A 17,704-nucleotide genomic window follows, 5' to 3' on the forward strand; every position below is an offset into this window, starting at 1 on the left:
GCCCGGCGCCGCGCTCAGCGCGGCGCCGGGCCCAAGGCCGCTGGCGGTGCAGGTTTCCTGCACGGTCCGGGGGCGGGAGCAGCGCCGGAGTTTTCGGCGCTCAGGCCCCGGAATGCTCCGTGGTCTCCAGCCGGGTCACCACCCTGGCGCCGCTTTCCAGCGTCCGGTGCACCGGGCATTTGTCGGCGATTTCCAAGAGCCGGCTGCGCTGCTCTCCGCTCAAGGGGCCGCACAGGCGCACCACCCGGGTGAACTGGTCGATCTTGGCAGGCCCGGAGGGCAGGGCGTCCTGGGCATGGACCTTGTCATGGCTCACATCAACGCTGATCCCCTCCAGCGGCCAGCCCTTGCGGCGGGCATACATCCTGAGCGTCATCGAGGTGCAGGCGCCCAGACCCGCAGCCACAAACCCATAGGGAGACATGCCGCGGTTGGTGCCGCCATAGGCCAGCGGCTCGTCCGCCAGCGCGTGGTGGTAGGGGCCGGATTGCACGTCCTGCAGGAACCCGTCCGGATCCGCCTCCGTCACCCGCAGAATGCCTTCCGGCGCGCCGGGCGGCGGTGCGGGCGGGGCCATGCCGATATAGCGCCCGGCCCAGGCGGCGATGACCTCGGCAGCATATTCCGCGTCCGCCGGGCGGGAAATCAGGTGGTCGGCGTCATCCAGAGTGACAAAGCTCTTGGGGTGTTTGGCAGCGGTGAAGATCGATGCCGCATTGTCGATGCTCACGGTCTCGTCGCGCGGCGCGTGCAGCACCAGCAGCGCCGCCTTCAGCTCTGCAATCGCAGGCGCCAGCGCCTCGGCGCTGATGTCGTCGACAAACTCCTTGCCGATCACAAACGGCCGCCCGCCCAGGCAGACCTCGGCGCGTCCCTTGGCCTCGATCTCCGGCAGAGCGGCTTCGAAGTGGTGGGAGACATGGCCCGGATCAAATGGTGCCGCCAGCGTCACCACCCCCTTGACCGATGGGATGCCCGCCCGCGCCCGCAGCACCGCCGCCCCGCCCAGCGAATGGCCGATCAGCAGGGCCGGCGCCATGTCGCGCGCCGCGAGGTACTGCGCCGCCTTGATTAAATCCGCCACGTTGGAGCTGAAGGTGGTGTTTTCGAACTCGCCCTCGGAATGGCCCAGCCCGGTGAAATCGAATCGTAAAACCGCGATTCCCATCGCCGCCAGCCGCCCGGAAATCCGCCGCGCAGCCGGGATGTCCTTGGAGCAGGTGAAGCAATGGGCAAAAAGTGCTGTGGCCAGCACCGGCCCCTCGGGCAGGTCGAGGCGGGCAGCAAGGGTGTTTCCGGCGTGGCCGGTGAAGGTGATCCGTTCCGTGGGCATGGGCGTGGCCTTTTTTGGGTGTTCCGCATAGATTGAGCGTTCGACGGGGCCTGAACAAGGCAGCGGGACGGAACGTCACGGGAAGGTGAAGCCAGATGAGCAGCAGCACTCTTATAGGCATGGGGTGTTACAGCCCGCAAAGCGCGCGCGACCGGGAAATGTGGCGGCGTTTGCAGGCGTTTTGCGGAACTGAACCACAAGCCTTTGGCCGCAACCCGCAAACCGGCCATGTGACCGGCTCCGCCTTCGTGCTGTCGCCGGACAGGAACAGCGTGCTGCTGACCCATCACAAGAAACTCAACCGCTGGTTCCAGCTGGGCGGCCATTGCGACGGCATCGCCGACGTGCGCTTTGTGGCGCTGAAGGAAGCCTATGAGGAAAGCGGGCTGGCCAGCATCAGTCCGCTGTCGGACCGGGTGTTCGACGTCGATATCCACGAAATCCCGGCCAATGGCCGCGACTGCGCGCATCTGCACTATGACGTGCGTTACCTGTTTCAGGCCGAGGCCGGAGAGATCGCCGCCAGCGGGGAATCCCACGCCTTGGCCCGGGTTCCGCTGACCCAGCTGGCAGAAGTAACGGAATCGCCCGGCGTGCTGGTGCTGCGCGAAAAGCTGGCGCCGTTCTTAAGCGGAGGCGCCTGACGGCGCCGCAGGCTGTCCCGGCCCCTCCTGTCGGGAGGGACCGGCGGTGCGGTATCAGGCTTCGCCCAAGAGCGCCTTGTCGAACGGGTAGCTGGTCAGGTTCTCATACCCATCCTCGGTGATCAGCACCTGGTCCTCCAGCTTGATCGAGAAGTCGCCGCCCTCGGGGGACACCAGCGCCTCGACGCACAGAACCATGCCCGGTTCCAGCTCATAGTTGAAAGCGCCCTCGACCATCTTGTCCGGATAGGCCACCAGCGGCCACTCGTCGCACAGGCCGACGCCGTGCATCATGCAACCGTACTTCTGCTTCTGGAACTGCGCATCAAGGGGGTGGCAGCCGCGCGACAGCTCCTGGATGTTCACGCCGGGCTTCAGCATCTCCATGTTGTGGCGGATGTGCTCCAGCCCGTGCTGCATGGCGTAAATCATGCCGGGCCGCGGCTTTTCATCGCCGATCCACCAGCTGCGGGAGATGTCGATGCAGATCCCGTAGGAGCCGACGAGGTCGGTGTCAAAGCTGATGATCTCGTTGTTCTGGATGATGCGGGGGCCGCATTCCTGGAACCACGGGTTGGTGCGCGGGCCGGAGGCCAAGAGCCGGGTTTCGATCCACTCGCCGCCGCGGCGGATGTTTTCCGCGTGCAGCACCGCCCAGACGTCATCCTCGGAGATATTGCCGCCGGGCACTTGTTCGCGGGCGAATGTCTCCATTGCTGCCACCGCAGTTTCGCAGGCGTGATGGGCGCAGCGCATTGCCAGGATCTCGTCCGGGCCCTTCACGGCGCGGCATTTCTCGGTCAGCTCCTCACCGGGGAAGATCTCCAGCCCCTGTGCCTCAAGTGCGCGCAGGCCGTGCAGCATCACCTTATCCACCGCCAGCCGCTTGTTGCTGCCGCTGTGCTCTTCCAGCAGGATGCGCACTTCGTTCGAGAACTTGTCCGCTGCCACGTCGATCTTGTCGCCGCGGTCGAAATAGAACAGGTCGGCCCCGGCGCGCTGCTCGCGCACCAGCGGGTTGAATTCGCTAAGGAAGGGCGACTGCTTGTAGTCCCACAGCACCATATAGCCGTCAGCGCAGATCAGCAGCGCGCGGAACGGGTTGTGGGTGTTCCAGAGCTGCATGTTGGTGCTGTCGGTCGCATAGCGGATGTTCAGCGGATCAAAGACCAGAAGGCCGCCATAACCGCGGTCGTTGATGAAACGCGTCAGCCGCTCCCAGCGAAAGCTGCGCAGCGCCTGCAGGTCCGGCAACTGCAGCCCGGCCTCGGCCCATTCGGCAAAGGCCAGCTGGGTCGGGCCGATCTCGACCCGGTCATTGTCGTTCGGGGTGTTGTCGCCCAGTCTCGCGCCGCGGGTGGGGTCGATCTTGCGGATGTCGCGGTAATGCTCGTTCATGCCGGAAGGTCCTTGCTGCACAGTCCTGTCCAGTGTGGCGCCGGTGGCTGGGAAAAGCGCTGCGGAAAGCGACAGGTTTTCGGGTCATTTCTGACCTGTGATGCAACGTTGCGGCTGTTTCCCGCCGGTTTGGATGCTATCGCAAATGGATGACGGCGATTCTTCAGAAGACCATTCCCTACAATCCGCTGGAGGAGAAGAAGCTCCCCGGCATCCAGCCGCTCGCACCGGAGGCTTGGCTGATGGCCGATGACGCCTATGCGGGCCAGATGGCAGAGCGGGAGCGGCTGCTGGCAAGCCGGCGGGACGAGGTCTTGCAGCTGGACGCCCGCGCGATGGCGGCGGCGCAAGAGCTGCTGCACATGGCGCTGGACGCGCTGGACCCCGGCGCGGGCGACACCGCGTTGCGGCCGGATGGCGTGCGGGTTCCGGTCGATTGGGAGGATCCTTTGGGCACCCTGGGCCGTTTCGCGCAGCAGGATTTCTGCATTCTGCAAAAGCCAGAAGGCGCGCCGGAGCACGTTCTGACCGGCGCGGTGCTGTGCTTTCCGGCAAGCTGGACGCTGGCGGAGAAATACCTGCAGCCGCTCACCGGCATTCACGTGCCGGTGGACAGCTACAACGCGGGCATCGCAGCGCGGGTGCAGCGGCTGTTTGACGGGGTGCAGGCGGGGCGGCCGCTGTGGCGGTTCAACGCCTTGTGGTATCACGATCCGGCGCTGTTCCAGCCGCGCAGCCAGCTTGCGCCGCGGGACCGGCCGCACCGCAGCAGGGCCGGCTATCTGCGCAGCGAAAAGCAGGTGATTATGCGGCTGCCGCAGACCCGCGCGGTGGTGTTTGCCATTCACACACGCGTGCTTGCGCGGGCAGATGTGATGCGTCAGTGGCGCGCGCCGCAGGACGATGGCGGAGCCCGGCTTTAGGGGAACAGCGGCCGTGCAGCCTGCACCATTCCAGCACTGTCCAGGAACAGGAACAGGGCGGCCACCAGCAGCAGGTGGCTGACAAAGCGCAGGCGGCGGCGCGGTGCCAGGATGGTCGCGGACAGCGCGGAGGCCTGCAACGGACCGCCCCAGCCGCCGCCGTGAGGCCCGGCTGGCACGGTCTTGCGCATCCGGGCGCGGGCCTGCGTCGCGGCCGCACTTGCGCCCGGTCCAGCAGAGCGGTTGACGGCAGCCTGAAAGGCGCGCTCGCAATGCGCCTCCAGCGCAGTTGCCGTTTGCTCAACCGGTTTGAAACAGGCGCGTCCGCGCGGGCGGGCGCGCGGCGGCTGAACCGGACGGCTGGCTGCAGCCTCGCGCTCCGCCGGGGCCGGCCCGGCCTGCTGCGGTTCAAACACGCCCAGGAACTGGTCGCAGGTCAGCGCCACGTTGGACTTAAGCCATTCAACCGAGGTGGCATCGACCACGGGCAGCGTCCGCCGCAGCATTTCGGCCAGCAGCAATTCTGCAATCTCCTGGTCGCAATGGTCCTCGTGCAGCGGGGACAGCGCCACTTCAAGCAGGCTGACAGGCTGCAGCATACCGCCGGTCAGCTTGCTGGAACGCCGCAGCGGTACCCGGCGCAGGCGCACCGTCACAAGATAGTGGTCGCATTGCAGCCGGACGGCATTCTCGGCGCGGGCCTCGATGGCATCTGCCGGGTGGCCGAAGTCTTCAAGCGTGTCCACGACAGCGGACACTGCAGCCGGGAGGGTTGCCGCATTCCGGCTTTCGAGCCCAAGCCTGCCCGCATATTGCACGTTCTCTGCCACCGTCCGGATCCTCCATTCAGGGTGCCGATAAAATAAGAATAAATTTGGAACGGGTTGAAAGTTGGGCGGAAATCACGGCCCGGCGGCAAAGATTGCGGATCGGGCGTTAAAAAACCCGAAACTATTTAAGTGTCTGTTTTTATTGGATTTCACGTTCGCTTTGCGAAGCCGGTCGGCGGAATACGGCTCAACTGTGGCACGCGCCGGACACATTGATGCCTTAGGCCTTACAATGCCGCGGGAATCGCGGCCACTGTTCCCGGCCGCGTGCGCAACTGGCCGCTGCGGCCGCCGTGCAGGCAGGCACAGGTGCGGTGCAGGCCACTTGCGGCAGGGCTGCCGGCGGGGTACGCGGAGGGGTTGGCGGCGGGCGCTCAGCCGTCGATCTGGCGCCCCATGATCGCCAGCGACTGCTGATAAACAGTCGCGGCGTTCCATTGCTTCAGAACAGGATAGTTCGGCTCACCCGGCTGATAACCCTTGCCGGGTTTCCAGCCCTTCTGGCGCAGGTAATTGGCGGTGGAGGCCAGCGCATCGCCCATGTTGTAGAAATCCACCCGGCCGTTCCCGTCCCAGTCCTGGCCGTATTGCAAGGCATTGCCGGGCAGGAACTGGGTATGGCCGAGCTCGCCGTGCTTGGCGCCAAGGGTGGCCGGGGTGATGGCGCCCTGGTCCACCAGTTTCAGCGCCCCCAACGCGTGCGGGCGGAAAAAGTCGGATCGGCGGCAGTCATAGGTCAGGGTCACGATGGCTGAGACCACCTGGCTGTCGCCCATGTAATTGCCAAAGGCGGTCTCCATCCCGTGAATGGCAATCAGGACCCCCGCGGGCACGCCGTACTTGCGCTCAAGCGCGGCATAGAAATCCGGGTTCCGCGCCTTGCGCTTGCGGCCCTGTGCCACAATGGTGGAAGAGCCGCGGACCTGCATGAATTTCTCCAGCGAGTACTTGAAGCTCTTCTGGTTGCGGTCGGCGGAGATGGTGCGGCTGGCGTATTGCGCATTGGCCAGCGCCTGCAGCCCCGCCTTCCGCACCCCGGCGCGTTTGGCCTCGGCGCTGAAGGCCTGTTTCCAGGCATCGAACCCGGCGGAGGTATTGCCGCAGGTCGCGGCCACGGCGGGGGAGGCAAGGAGGGCGGAAATCAGGGCAGGGGCAAGCAGCCGGCGCATGAATGAAACTCTCGAAATGTGACTCGTGTCTTTGCAGCCTAGCGTGATGGCGGCCTAAGTCTAACGGGAAATCCCGCCAAAGGTTCCCATCTGTTCAGGAAAAAGCTGTTCCGGCGGCCAGTGCCAGCCCCGCGGCCACTGCAGTCATCGCGTTTTCCGTTTCAACACGGGCATTCGGGCACAGCAGCCGCATCTCAGCCTGCACTGGCGCCAGCAGCGACGAGCCGCCGACCATGACAATCCGGTCCACTCGCACCGCTTCGATACCTGCCTGGTCCAGGGTTTCGGCTGCGCACACCCCGATTGCCCGGGTCTGGTCCGCCAGCGTTTGAATCATCTCCGCGCCGGGCAGCGGCACGGACAACCCGCGCTGTAAAAGCTTGAGGTCGATGGCCGCGCTGTCTCCGGCGTCATTGGCGCGGATCTTGCCGCGCTCGACCGCAAAGGCCAATTCGTGCCCCAGTTCGTCCTCCAGCACGGTAACCAGCCGCGCCAGCTTCTCCGGCTCCGCTGCATTGGCGGCCAGATCCTTCGCGGCCCGGCGGCTTTCGGGGCTGTACAGAAACGGGATCATCTGCCAGGTGGCCAGGTCGTTGAACAGCCGGTTCGGCGCGGGCAGGGTGCCGCCGCCGAAGGTATTGCGGATCAGGCTGCCGCGGCCCAGCAGCGGCATCACATGCTGAATGCTCAGCTGCCGGTCGAAATCGGTGCCGCCCAGACGGATCCCGTGCGAAGCCAGGATGCGCGCGGCGCCGTCTGCCCCCTGCTCAAAAGCGGTGAAGTCCGAGGTGCCGCCGCCGATGTCGACAATCAGCCCCAGACCCGGCGATGGCGCAGCGGCGCGCAGCGCGGCTTCGGGCTCGTACATGAACAGCACGTCCTCGAAACCGGCCTCAAGATAGCAGGCGCGCAGATCCTTCTCCGCCTGCGCGTTGCGGCCGGGGTCGTTGGAGTGAAACCGCACCGGCCGCCCCGACAGGGCATGGGTGAACTGCATGTGCGTGGCGGCCTCGGCGCGCCGTTTCAGTTCCGCCAGAAAGCGGGCGATGATGGCGGCAAAGCTGATCCGCTCGCCGCCCAGCCGCCGCTCCTCATGCAGAAGGGAGGTGCCGAGCAGGCTCTTGAGCGCCCGCATGAAACGGCCTTCCTCGCCGCTGATCAGGGCCCGGGCGGCGCTGTGCCCGATCCGCATCTGGCGCGCGCCCTCCGCAAAGAAGACTGCGGTGGGCAGCGTCAGCTCTCCGGGTTCCATCTCCACCAGCCAGGGGCGCCCGGAAACCGCGATCCCGGCGGCGGAGTTGGAGGTTCCAAAGTCGATACCAAGAGTGTTCGGGGCAGTCATAGCGCGCTCCTGCAGGCCAAGCGGAACCGCCGCGGGTACAGCAAGTGGCGGCTTCGATCAAGGCGAATCACCCATGTCCCGCCGCCCGGGAATTGCCACAGGGCGGATTGCCGCAGGAGGTACAAGTCCTTCAAATATCATCAGTAAACCCGCCGTAAAAGTATCTTAATTCCTGAATATCACACTTTTCTTACCTGCTGCCCAGAGCAGGGTCTTTGGAGTTTGGAAGATGAGTAAAACTGATAACCAGCGCATCATCTCGAAATTTGCGCTTGATGGAGACCATCAAAAGGACCTGATGCGCGCAAGTTCCCTGCTGGCGCCTTACTTCGATGTGATCCTCGACAAGTTCTATGCCTTTGCCCAGTCCGACCGGGAAGCAAGCAAGTTCTTCACCAATGAGGAAATCCTCACCCACGCCAGAACGTCGCAAAAGCGGCATTGGGAACTGCTGCTGAGAGGCGATTTCCCGGAGGAATACTTTGCGTCGGCAGAGCGCGTCGGCGCGGTCCACTTCAAGATCCAGCTCCCCTTCGAGCTTTACCTGTCTGCCTATGCTCGGGCGACCTCCCACATTCAGCAGGTTCTTGGCGACAGGTTCGGTGCTGCAGTCACCCCAGGCGGGCGGCGCAAGCTGTTTGCCATGCTAGGGGCGCTGAACCGGGTGTTCGCGATGGACACCTATTTCGTGATCGACGCCTACTTCGCGGCGCAGCGCGCGGAGCAGGACACCGCCTTTGACTATATCACGTCCGGGATTGAGCGGATGGAAGCCCGCGATCTCTCCCAGATAATCCCGGCCCCCGGCGAAAGCGACTACCCCGCGCGTTACGACGCGGTGCGGGTCACGTTCAACCGGCTGATGGGCAGCCTGGCCGGCGTGATCGGCAGCATCCAGGACTCCGCCGAGGGCCTGAACAGCACCGCCGGCGAAATCTCCGACGCCGCGCAGGAGTTGTCGCAGCGCACCGAAACCCAGGCTGCAACGCTGGAGGAAACGGCGGCGGCGGTTGAGGAAATCACCTCCAGCATGCGGTCTTCTTCGGAAGCGACCAAGGAAACCAGCACCGTTGCCGCAACCGCGCAAGCCTGCGCCGAGGACGGCTTTGCAGTGGTCACGGACGCGGTGAGCAAGATGAAGGAAATCGCCGACTCGTCTGACCGGATCTCCCAGATCATCGGCGTGATTGACGATATTTCCTTCCAGACCAACCTGCTGGCGCTGAACGCCGGGGTGGAGGCAGCGCGCGCCGGCGAAGCCGGGCGCGGCTTTGCGGTTGTCGCCTCCGAAGTGCGCGGGCTGGCTCAGCGGGCCGCCGTGTCCGCCAAGGAAATCAAGGAACTGATCAACATCAGCTCAGGCCATGTGGACGAAGGCGTCTCGCTTGTCGACCGGGCCGGCGAAGTGCTGACCCGGATCGTGACCGATGTGAAACGGGTGTCGGAGCTGTCGGCGTCGGTCTCCGCCTCCACAAGCGAGCAGACCACCGGCCTGACGGAGATCAACACCGGTGTTTCGCATCTGGACGGGGTCACCCAGCAGAACGCGGCCATGGTCGAGCAGACGACGGCCGCCACGGTCACCATGCGCCAGGATGCGCAGGCGCTGGCCGATCTGGTCAAATCGTTCAAAGTTGCCCAAACAACCGCCCCGGTTAGGGCGCCCGGCGCGGAGAGAGGCGGCAGCCTGCGCCTGGCCGGCTGACGCGCTGAACCGCCACTGCCACCGGTCGGAAAACAGAAAAAGGCGCCGCGAAGGGCGCCTTTTCCTTTGAATTTCCAGCTGTTAGCAGCTGTAGTACATGCCGAACTCAACCGGGTGCGGGGTGTGCTCGTACTTGTGGACCTCTTCCATCTTCAGCGCGATGTAGCCGTCGATCTGATCCTTGGTGAACACATCGCCCTGCAGCAGGAAGTCGTGGTCGGCGGCCAGCGCGTCAACCGCTTCGCGCAGCGAGCCGCAGACGGTCGGGATGCCTTCCAGCTCCTCGGCCGGCAGGTCGTACAGGTTCTTGTCCATGGCTTCGCCCGGATCGATCTTGTTGCGGATGCCGTCCAGGCCGGCCATCAGCAGCGCGGCAAAGCACAGGTAGGGGTTTGCGCTCGGATCGGGGAAACGGGCCTCGACGCGCTTCGCTTTCGGGCTTTCGGTCCACGGGATCCGGACGCAGCCGGAGCGGTTGCGGGCGGAGTATGCGCGCAGAACCGGGGCCTCGAAGCCCGGGATCAGGCGCTTGTAGGAGTTGGTGCCCGGGTTGGTGAAGGCGTTCAGGGTCTTGGCGTGCTTCAGGATGCCGCCGATGAAATACAGCGCTTCCTGGGACAGGTCGGCGTATTTGTCGCCTGCAAACAGAGGCTTGCCGTCTTTCCAGATCGACATGTTCACGTGCATGCCAGAGCCGTTGTCGCCATAGATCGGCTTCGGCATGAAGGTTGCCGACTTGCCATAGGCGTGCGCCACGTTGTGGATCACATATTTGTACTTCTGGATCTCGTCGGCCTGTTTGGTCAGGCTGTCGAAGATCAGGCCCAGCTCGTGCTGGCAGGACGCGACCTCGTGGTGGTGCTTGTCCACTTTCATGCCCAGACGCTTCATGGTCGAAAGCATTTCGGACCGCAGGTCCTGCGCTTCATCGGTCGGGTTGACCGGGAAGTAGCCGCCCTTCAGGCCCGGGCGGTGGCCCATGTTGCCCATTTCGAACTCGGCGTCGGTGTTCCAGGAGCCGTCGGTTGCGTCAACTTCGTAGGACACCTTGTTGATGGTGTTGGAGTAACGCACGTCGTCAAACAGGAAGAATTCCGCTTCCGGGCCCATATAGGCCACGTCGCCGATGCCGGAGGACTTGAGGTAAGCCTCGGCTTTCTGGGCGGTGCCGCGCGGGTCGCGCTCATAGGCTTCGCCGGTGTCCGGCTCAACGATGGAGCAGTGCAGGCACAGGGTTTTTTCCGCATAGAACGGGTCGATGTAAGCGGAGTTGGTGTCCGCCATCAGTTTCATGTCGGAGTTTTCGATCGACTTCCAGCCGGCGATCGACGAGCCGTCGAACATGAAGCCTTCTTCCAGGAAGTCTTCGTCGACCAGGTCCACGTCCACGGTCACGTGCTGCAGCTTGCCGCGCACATCGGTGAAGCGGATGTCGACATAGGCGACGTCCTCGTCTTTAAGTGTCTTGAGAACTGCGTCTACGCTCATTCCCTCGGTCCTTTTTTGCAGAGATGTAAGGATTTTCGTTGGTGTCTTAGAGTGCGTCCGGGCCGGTCTCGCCGGTACGGATGCGGATCGCTTGCTCGACGGGCGAGACAAAGATCTTGCCGTCGCCGATCTTGTCGGTCTTGGCGGCATCGACGATGGCCTCGATTGCCTGGTCGACCTGATCGTCGTCCAGCACAACCTCGACCTTCACCTTGGGCAGGAAGTCGACCACATATTCGGCACCGCGGTAGAGCTCGGTGTGGCCCTTCTGGCGGCCGAAGCCCTTGACCTCGATCACGGAGAGGCCTTGGACGCCAACGTCCTGCAACGCTTCCTTCACCTCATCCAGTTTAAAAGGCTTGATGATGGCTTCGATCTTTTTCATCGGCTTAGGCTCCTCGCAAGCTTGTTGGGGATGTCATTTCACTTCTAAATGAGGGCAGCAATGCGCGCTTGGGCCGCTGCGGCAATTGCAGGCAGGATTTGATCGTAGCTGCCTAAAAATTAAGCACTGCGCCCGGAAAATGCGCAGAATTGAATCGGGGAAGGGCAAAACATGACCGAACTGCTGACCGCAGCCCAGATGCGGGCGATTGAGCAGACCGCCATCGAGTCCGGGGAAGTCACCGGGCTGGAACTGATGGAACGGGCCGGGCAGGGGGTGGTCGAGGCCATTTTCGAGCAATGGCCGGAACTGGCGGATGAGCGGGGGCCGGCCCCCGCACCCCCGGAGTATTTGGGGAAAGATGAAACGCCGCGCCGGGCGGTGGTCCTGTGCGGGCCTGGCAACAATGGCGGCGACGGCTTTGTGGTGGCGCGGCTCTTGAAAGAGCGCGGCTGGGCGGTGGAGGTGTTCCTTTACGGCGACCCGGACAAGCTGCCGCCAGATGCGAAGGTGAACTATGAGCGGTTGGGGTCAGGCGCAGTGCAGACATGGAGCAAAACCGCTGTTGGCAACGCGGAGGGGCACCTTTTTGTGGACGCAATCTTTGGTGCCGGATTATCACGTGCGCCGGAGAGCGACATTCTTGAACCGCTGACCAAATTGTACACTGAGGGCAGAACTTTTGGCCGGATGGTAGCGGTTGACGCACCTACGGGCCTTTGCATGAACAGCGGACGCGCTCTGTGCCAGGAATATGGTGGTAATTGGAGCTGGCTTACAGTCACCTTTCACAGGCCTCGAATCGGGCATTTCGTAGATGAAGGGCCGGGCTACTGCGGGAACTTGCGAACCATAGATATTGGGTTGGCCGGGTTGAAAAATGGCAATGTGACACAGCCTTGGCTTGGCAATTTCCCAGAATCGAATGGAGGCGGAGGAAAGGACGGTGAGGGTTTAGTTAGGCTTGTTGATGACGTCCGGCAGACAACTTCTCTGCCGAAAAACAGGGAAAACCACAAATACGCCCACGGCCACGCCCTCATCCTCTCCGGCGGTTACGGCAAAACCGGAGCAGCGCGCCTTGCCGCCCGCGGCGCCCTGCGGATCGGGGCGGGGCTGGTTACTGTCGGCTCGCCGCGCTCGGCGATGTTCGAAAACGCTGCCAACCTGACCGCCATCATGCTGCGCCAGATCGACGGCGCGCATGGGCTTGCGGAACTGCTGGAAGACGACCGCCTCAGCGCTCTCTGCCTTGGGCCGGGCATGGGCCGCGGCGCGGACACTCAGGCGATGGTCTTTGCGGCGCTGAAGGAAAAGCGGCCAACCGTTCTGGATGCCGATGCGCTCACCCGGTTTGAGCTGAAGCCGGAGGCGCTGTTCGAGGCCCTTCACGAAAACTGCGTGCTCACCCCGCATGGCGGTGAATTTGCCAGGCTGTTCCCGGACTTGGCTGAAAAACTGAACGCGCCCGCCACCACCGGCCCCGCCTATTCCAAGGTCGACGCCACCCGCGAGGCCGCCAAACGCGCAGGCTGCGTGGTGCTGTTCAAGGGGCCGGATACGGTGATCGCCGCGCCGGACGGGCGCTGTTCCGTGAACTCCGCCCATTACGAGCGGTCCGCGCCTTGGCTGGCCACCGCCGGGTCGGGGGACGTGCTGGCGGGCTTTATCACCGGGCTGCTGGCGCGCGGGTTTTCCCCGATGCAGGCGTCCGAGACCGCCGCCTATATCCATGTCGAATGCGCGCTGGAATTCGGCCCCGGCCTGATTGCCGAGGACCTGCCGGAGCAGATCCCCGCGGTGTTCCGAAAACTGGGGCTTTAAGGATCAGGCCGCCGGGCGCAGGTCCTCTTGCGGCGCGGCGGCCGCGGCCAGCTCCAGACCGCCTGCGTAGATCACATGCGGGCGGGAGAACTCCAGCACCGTCAGATCCATCATCTGCAGGCCGAGGTCGCGGATGAACTCGCCGTCCACCAGCTCATAGGCCGGCACCACCGCCTGCGGCTGGCCGAACATCGCCTTGGCGCGCCAGTCGCGCACCAGAATGCGCTGGTCCCACGGCACGGTGAGGCCGCCTTCGCCCCCGGTATCGCCCAGAGAACCGGCAGCAATGCAGACCGCCTGCAGCATCGCGCGGCGGCTGCGGACGGCCTCGACCCGGGCCATGCCCTGGGTGCGGGTGATCAGGCTGTCGCCTGCCGTGATGTCTTCTGCTGCGCGCTCCCCCTCGCGGGTCAGCACAGCGGTGCCGCGCAAGAGGCTGATGTTCTGGCTGCCCTGAAACAGCCGCCGGGGCTGTGCCTGCCCGCGCATCGCCAATTGCGCGCGCAGGGCCGCATTTCCAAACGGTTTCATGTTGTTGCTCGCTTTGTCTGCCTCAGACTTTTCTGCCAAACTACGGCACAACCGGATTCCAGGCCCAGCCTTATTGCGCAGAAACCCGCTCATCGTTGCGATATTCCGGATGGATTGTTGCTGTTTTGCACAACGGCCGCGGCGGCGCGATTTCCGCTCGCATCCGCCGCCAAGCTTTGCTATTCAGCGCGTCACACGAGGGGCAGACCTTTGTGCCGTGCGGGTGTGGCGGAATTGGTAGACGCACCAGATTTAGGTTCTGGCGCCGCAAGGCGTGGGGGTTCAAGTCCCTTCACCCGCACCAACTTGATTTTAAAAGAAAAACTTGGGTTGTATCACGCGGAATGCGGCGGGTGAACCAGAGCGTTTTACTCTTCGTTTTACACTCTTGGTTCTGTTCTTATTCTGTTTTTGTTCTGTTCCGGCGCAGCTGGGCCGTTTTGGACAGCTGCTTTTGCCTGGCTTGCTGGCGGTACTTTTTGACCATCTCCAGCGACTTGTGGCCGGTCACAGACTGAATTTCTGTGTCGGAACAACCGGCCTCTGCCAGCTCTTTCGCGGCGGTGTAGCGCCAGCCGTGGATAACAAAGTCCTCGGCCTCGATCTTCTTGCGGACCTCGGCCACAAGGCTCTGAGCGCGCCTTTTACTGAGGTGCTGGGTCAGGTTTTTGGCCAGGATGTGTTTCCCAGTGCGCGGCAGGAGCTCAAGGAAGGATTGCAGCCGCTCCGGGCAGAAGATTGAAAGCCGGGCGCCGGTTTTCTCCTGCACAACCTCCATATAGCCGCCCTGGAAGTGCGCCCATTCCATGGCAACCACATCGCCTATGCGCTGTCCGGTGCCTATGCAGAGTTCATAGATCGCGCGCTCAATCGTCAAGCCATGCTGCTCGCAGTAGCGCTCAAATGCCGCCAGCTTTGGTTCCGGCCAGGCTTCATAGCTGCCGCCTTTCAGTTTCTCGACCCCCTGGGCAGGGTTGGCGGTGATCCATTCCAGATCAATCGCGTGACGGGCCAGAATTGAAAGCTGTTCGACCATGGCATTTGCCTTGCGCCATTGGTCTGCATATTTGTCCCGCGCTGCGATAACGTGCTTGCGGCGCAGTTTGGTGAAGTCCTTTGGGCCGTTCTTTTCGCGGAGTAGTTCCAGCGTACGGCGGTACTCGGCTTTGGTGCTTGCTTTCAGTCCTTTGAAGCGCGGTGTCTGGTAGTAGCTGGTAATCAGGGCGTCAAAGGTAGTTTTGAGAGTCCCCTGGTGCCGGCCGGACCTGATGGTCCAATACTCCCGGTCAAATTCTTCGCTGTCTGGATCGTCGGGCAGGCGGATCAGGGTCTTTCCCTTCCGAAAATACCAGTAGTCTTTTCCGCCGCGCGCGATGCGGGCCAAGTAGGGTTTTGAGTTCTTCTTTACCATTCGAAATCTTCGCTCAGCATGGCGCCTGAGCTAATCGCTTCAAGCTGTTTCACGGACCATCGTTCAACCTTGCCACCGATCTTGACCGGCTTGGGCAGGCTGCCCGCTGCCACCAGAGCGCGGAATTCCTTAAGCGGCATATCCAGCATCTTAGCTGCTGTGCTTTCGCGCGCTAGGATTGGGTTTGCTGTGGCCACGAAATTCGCCTCCTGATTTCCGTCAATGCCCCCTCGATCGATGAGGGGGCAGAAAGAGAAACCCGATGGGGTTAGGACGTGCGGCCGAAGTAATAGGGGCGGCCGGTGTTCTCGGCTGTCTGATGGGCCATCGCAGCAAAGGTGGCCTGGCGCATGTATTCGACGCGGTGCCAGCGGAAGCCCAGCATCAGGCCGCTGGCGGTGGGCCGGAAGCGGAACTTGGCGCGGATATCTGTCGGTTCCTCGCCCTGGTAGAGCGGGATGCAGAGGCCGATTTCCGTGGGTACGGTCATGTCGCCTTTGACCTTGGTTTCATCCTCGTAGACAAAGGTGCGGTCGCCGTTTTCCAGCCGGATGCCGCTCTTGAAAGAAACGTCCTGAGTGGCTTCGAGGTCGCGGCAGATTTCCAGCATCACCAAATGATCCGGGTCGCTGATATCCGCAACGTTCTCTTCGATGAACAGGGCGAATGACTCTTGCGAGTGCATTTCGCCTTCCATCTTGTTCCAGCGGTCGTATTCCTCGCTGTTGCGCAGTTTCAGCGTTGCTGTGTGGGATGCGTGCTGGCGCTGCAAGTCGGTGCTGTTGTCATTGTGCCAGTCCAGGTGCGCACGGATCAGCCCGGCGTCATAGTCCGCGATCAGGATTGATCGGCCATCGCTGAACCGGTTGACGTAGTTGGTCAGGGATTCCCGGTCGTCGAGGATAACGGCCTGGCTGATGTGCTCGGGCAGGCGGTTCGGGTCGGAAATATCCTTGAGGTCGAAACCCTCGGGGATGAAAGCGTGCTGCCGTCCGTCAGCGCCGGTGATTATCCGGTCAGCGGTGTGCGGGCGTTTCAGCGCGCTTCCGGCTTGGAAGCTGACGGGCGGTTCGGACCTAACACGCGCGTAGCTATGCACAAGGCGCTGTGCTCCCTGCCGCCAATCTCCCGGCCTCAGATGCCTGAACCTGTTTCGCGGCTGCCGCATTGGTTTCGCCGCTTCCTGGTTCTGGTAGCTCGCTGAGCTGCCGGAGCCTTTCTCCAACTGAAAGGACTGACTTATGAACTTGACCGGAATTCTGCCGGATCTGACGCCGTTGCTGATACAAGCCCTGGCGCTGGTCCTGTCATCGCTGATTGGCGCTGCAGCTCTGACTGTGCGGAAGCACTTTGGCGTCCAGATTGGCAAGGCGCTGCAGGATGATCTGCACCGCGCCCTGATGAGCGGTATCAAGGCTGCACTGGAAGATGGCAGGGAGGCTGCCACGGACGTTCTGATTGATGAGGCGATCAAACACGCCCTCGAATCCGTGCCTGATGCCTTCAGGGCGCTCAACCCCTCGGTGCCCGTCCTGCAGCGCCTGGCGCGCGGTAAGATTGCCGAGGCCGTGCGGCATGCCCGGGAGTAGAGCTTGCGTACAGGCAGAAAGAGAGGGGCCCCGGCGACCGCCGGGGCCTTCTTTTTTTAGGGCATTTGTTGGATCAGCTGCCGCGATAGTGTGTATTCAGTTCATAAGCACGGCCGGGGTGTGCGCCCGCATCGCCTTGGCCATGTGGTCCATGGTGGAAATGAGGCTGCCGCAGCTATCGACTGGGCTTCGAGCAGCGCAGGCGCGCTGCGTCAAAATGATACGGTTAAGAGCCGGTGTCGCAGCATGAAGGTGCCCATCATCGCCGTAACGTCTGTATTCGATCATTCCGGCGTCCGGGGCAAGTGACCGAAACCAAGGCGAAACGCGGTGCAATTGGTCCATAGTAAAGCCCGGTAATGATCGATCGCTGACCCGGGAAGCCATATCATCAAAAGTTCAAACACTTTGTGTTCAGCCTGACCCGTAACGGCACACTCCTAGAGATTGTGCGTCACCGTCGGTAAGATGATCGCAACAAGCCGTAGTCCATGACGGCAGTTTGTTGCCGTCTTGTGCATCCCTTTTGTTTGCCTTGTTTCTCCAAAAGACACATTCTTTATAAGCCTTTTTACGCTTCGGAGCAGCACAAGAGGAAGCGCAGGCGCAGACCAACTCTGCTGCGGCAACGGTCAAGTGATCGCAGCAATTTGCTACATAAAAATCGTTGTTTTCCGGGCCTAGAAGACACTGCTTATAAAACTCTGCACGCTCTTCGTCTGTGTGTTCCTGTGAGTAAACCGGAAGGCTGGGCGCAGACAGAACCAACGACACCAAAAGCGCTACGTGAATTTTCATCACTATTCCTCCTGTTGTAATCGAAATACTGAGTAGACGCCCAAGTATACCACAAAAACTCGGCGGTTTCTGCACGACTATCGCCAGTGCTGACAGACACCCTCAGCGATCAGTACCGAACCCACATCGCGACCGTCCGACGTCCTGCAAGTTCCGACGTGACGGTCGTAGGACTTCCGGCCGCTTAGGCTGCAGTGCATATTTCCAGCCCGTGACAATTCACTCATCGTCGGAGATAAAGAAGCCTATGCAAACGCAGTGCGGTCTGAAACGGCAGCAAACAGAAGACAATCGGGGATAGGTAGGAATGGCTGTGACCTGCCCCCCGCTGGTC

At 62.6% G+C, this 17,704-nt stretch carries 19 protein-coding genes and 1 tRNA gene; 7 read left to right on the forward strand and 13 right to left on the reverse strand.

Translation table 11 applies throughout. The features are described from left to right. Positions 1–100 precede the first annotated feature (100 nt). A complete protein-coding gene (locus B2P87_RS05090) occupies positions 101–1,333 on the reverse strand; it encodes a bifunctional alpha/beta hydrolase/OsmC family protein (protein ID WP_141890474.1) in 1,233 nt (410 codons plus the stop codon). Between the two features lie 95 nt (positions 1,334–1,428). On the opposite strand from B2P87_RS05090, the gene B2P87_RS05095 reads away from it, so the two are divergent. Next, positions 1,429–1,977 (forward strand): NUDIX hydrolase, encoded by a 549-nt coding sequence (locus tag B2P87_RS05095; RefSeq protein ID WP_141890473.1) that lies wholly within the window; start codon positions 1,429–1,431, stop codon positions 1,975–1,977. Between the two features lie 54 nt (positions 1,978–2,031). On the opposite strand, the gene dddP is transcribed toward B2P87_RS05095, so the two are convergent. Beyond that, on the reverse strand, positions 2,032–3,375 hold the full coding sequence (dddP, locus tag B2P87_RS05100; protein WP_141890472.1) for a dimethylsulfonioproprionate lyase DddP: 1,344 nt from the start codon (positions 3,373–3,375) through the stop codon (positions 2,032–2,034). A 149-nt stretch (positions 3,376–3,524) separates the two neighbouring features. Here dddP and B2P87_RS05105 point away from each other — a divergent pair, with 149 nt between their 5' ends. Next, entirely contained in the window at positions 3,525–4,298 is a 774-nt protein-coding gene (locus tag B2P87_RS05105; protein ID WP_141890471.1) for a heme-dependent oxidative N-demethylase family protein, read from the forward strand. Here B2P87_RS05105 and B2P87_RS05110 read toward each other — a convergent pair. The 3 genes from B2P87_RS05110 to B2P87_RS05120 all read right to left on the reverse strand — a co-directional run bounded on the left by B2P87_RS05110 (position 4,295) and on the right by B2P87_RS05120 (position 7,639). Continuing rightward, the gene (locus B2P87_RS05110) at positions 4,295–5,056 is read right to left on the reverse strand and encodes a hypothetical protein (protein ID WP_286852073.1); all 762 of its coding nucleotides are present in this window, start codon (positions 5,054–5,056) and stop codon (positions 4,295–4,297) included. The genes B2P87_RS05105 and B2P87_RS05110 overlap by 4 nt on opposite strands. Before the next feature lie 446 nt (positions 5,057–5,502). Next, positions 5,503–6,297, reverse strand: coding sequence for a lytic murein transglycosylase (locus B2P87_RS05115; protein WP_141890469.1), 795 nt, complete (start codon positions 6,295–6,297; stop codon positions 5,503–5,505). Positions 6,298–6,391: 94 nt separating this feature from the next. After that, positions 6,392–7,639, reverse strand: a complete 1,248-nt coding sequence (locus B2P87_RS05120; protein ID WP_141890468.1) for an Hsp70 family protein — start codon at positions 7,637–7,639, stop codon at positions 6,392–6,394. Positions 7,640–7,868: 229 nt separating this feature from the next. On the opposite strand from B2P87_RS05120, the gene B2P87_RS05125 reads away from it, so the two are divergent. Further along, a complete protein-coding gene (locus tag B2P87_RS05125) occupies positions 7,869–9,344 on the forward strand; it encodes a globin-coupled sensor protein (protein WP_141890467.1) in 1,476 nt (491 codons plus the stop codon). 81 nt (positions 9,345–9,425) lie between these two features. Here B2P87_RS05125 and glnA read toward each other — a convergent pair whose 3' ends face one another. Continuing rightward, entirely contained in the window at positions 9,426–10,832 is a 1,407-nt protein-coding gene (gene glnA / locus B2P87_RS05130; RefSeq protein ID WP_141890466.1) for a type I glutamate--ammonia ligase, read from the reverse strand. Between the two features lie 46 nt (positions 10,833–10,878). Next, positions 10,879–11,217, reverse strand: a complete 339-nt coding sequence (locus B2P87_RS05135; RefSeq protein ID WP_008554830.1) for a P-II family nitrogen regulator — start codon at positions 11,215–11,217, stop codon at positions 10,879–10,881. Between the two features lie 171 nt (positions 11,218–11,388). Between B2P87_RS05135 and B2P87_RS05140 the strand changes: the two genes are divergently transcribed. Continuing rightward, complete coding sequence (locus B2P87_RS05140; RefSeq protein ID WP_141890465.1) at positions 11,389–13,041, forward strand: NAD(P)H-hydrate dehydratase; 1,653 nt, start codon at positions 11,389–11,391, stop codon at positions 13,039–13,041. A 3-nt stretch (positions 13,042–13,044) separates the two neighbouring features. Here the strand turns inward: B2P87_RS05140 and B2P87_RS05145 are convergent, their stop codons facing one another. After that, a complete protein-coding gene (locus B2P87_RS05145) occupies positions 13,045–13,572 on the reverse strand; it encodes a Hint domain-containing protein (protein WP_141890464.1) in 528 nt (175 codons plus the stop codon). A 219-nt stretch (positions 13,573–13,791) separates the two neighbouring features. On the opposite strand from B2P87_RS05145, the gene B2P87_RS05150 reads away from it, so the two are divergent. Then, positions 13,792–13,876 (forward strand) — tRNA-Leu (locus tag B2P87_RS05150). A 96-nt stretch (positions 13,877–13,972) separates the two neighbouring features. Here B2P87_RS05150 and B2P87_RS05155 read toward each other — a convergent pair. The 3 genes from B2P87_RS05155 to B2P87_RS05165 form a co-directional block, all read right to left on the reverse strand. Beyond that, complete coding sequence (locus B2P87_RS05155; RefSeq protein WP_141890463.1) at positions 13,973–14,983, reverse strand: site-specific integrase; 1,011 nt, start codon at positions 14,981–14,983, stop codon at positions 13,973–13,975. Continuing rightward, entirely contained in the window at positions 14,977–15,180 is a 204-nt protein-coding gene (locus tag B2P87_RS05160; RefSeq protein ID WP_141890462.1) for a helix-turn-helix transcriptional regulator, read from the reverse strand. The genes B2P87_RS05155 and B2P87_RS05160 overlap by 7 nt, the downstream gene beginning before the upstream one ends. Before the next feature lie 71 nt (positions 15,181–15,251). Continuing rightward, a complete protein-coding gene (locus B2P87_RS05165) occupies positions 15,252–16,082 on the reverse strand; it encodes a DUF2303 family protein (RefSeq protein ID WP_244940813.1) in 831 nt (276 codons plus the stop codon). On the opposite strand from B2P87_RS05165, the gene B2P87_RS20040 reads away from it, so the two are divergent. Both B2P87_RS20040 and B2P87_RS05170 read left to right on the forward strand, forming a co-directional pair. After that, positions 16,008–16,187 carry a peptidoglycan-binding domain-containing protein gene (locus B2P87_RS20040; protein ID WP_414671957.1) on the forward strand — a complete coding sequence of 60 codons (180 nt, stop codon included), beginning with the start codon at positions 16,008–16,010 and terminating at the stop codon, positions 16,185–16,187. The genes B2P87_RS05165 and B2P87_RS20040 overlap by 75 nt on opposite strands. A 43-nt stretch (positions 16,188–16,230) precedes the next feature. After that, entirely contained in the window at positions 16,231–16,572 is a 342-nt protein-coding gene (locus tag B2P87_RS05170) for a hypothetical protein (RefSeq protein WP_141890460.1), read from the forward strand. A 96-nt stretch (positions 16,573–16,668) separates the two neighbouring features. On the opposite strand, the gene B2P87_RS05175 is transcribed toward B2P87_RS05170, so the two are convergent. Continuing rightward, complete coding sequence (locus B2P87_RS05175) at positions 16,669–16,860, reverse strand: hypothetical protein (protein WP_286852090.1); 192 nt, start codon at positions 16,858–16,860, stop codon at positions 16,669–16,671. Between the two features lie 126 nt (positions 16,861–16,986). Next, the gene (locus tag B2P87_RS05180) at positions 16,987–17,370 is read right to left on the reverse strand and encodes a hypothetical protein (RefSeq protein WP_141890459.1); all 384 of its coding nucleotides are present in this window, start codon (positions 17,368–17,370) and stop codon (positions 16,987–16,989) included. Between the last annotated feature and the right edge of the window lie 334 nt (positions 17,371–17,704).

This window comes from Leisingera sp. UBA4491 (genome assembly GCF_002388965.1).
In the GTDB taxonomy this organism is placed as follows: Bacteria; Pseudomonadota; Alphaproteobacteria; order Rhodobacterales; family Rhodobacteraceae; genus Leisingera; species Leisingera aquaemixtae.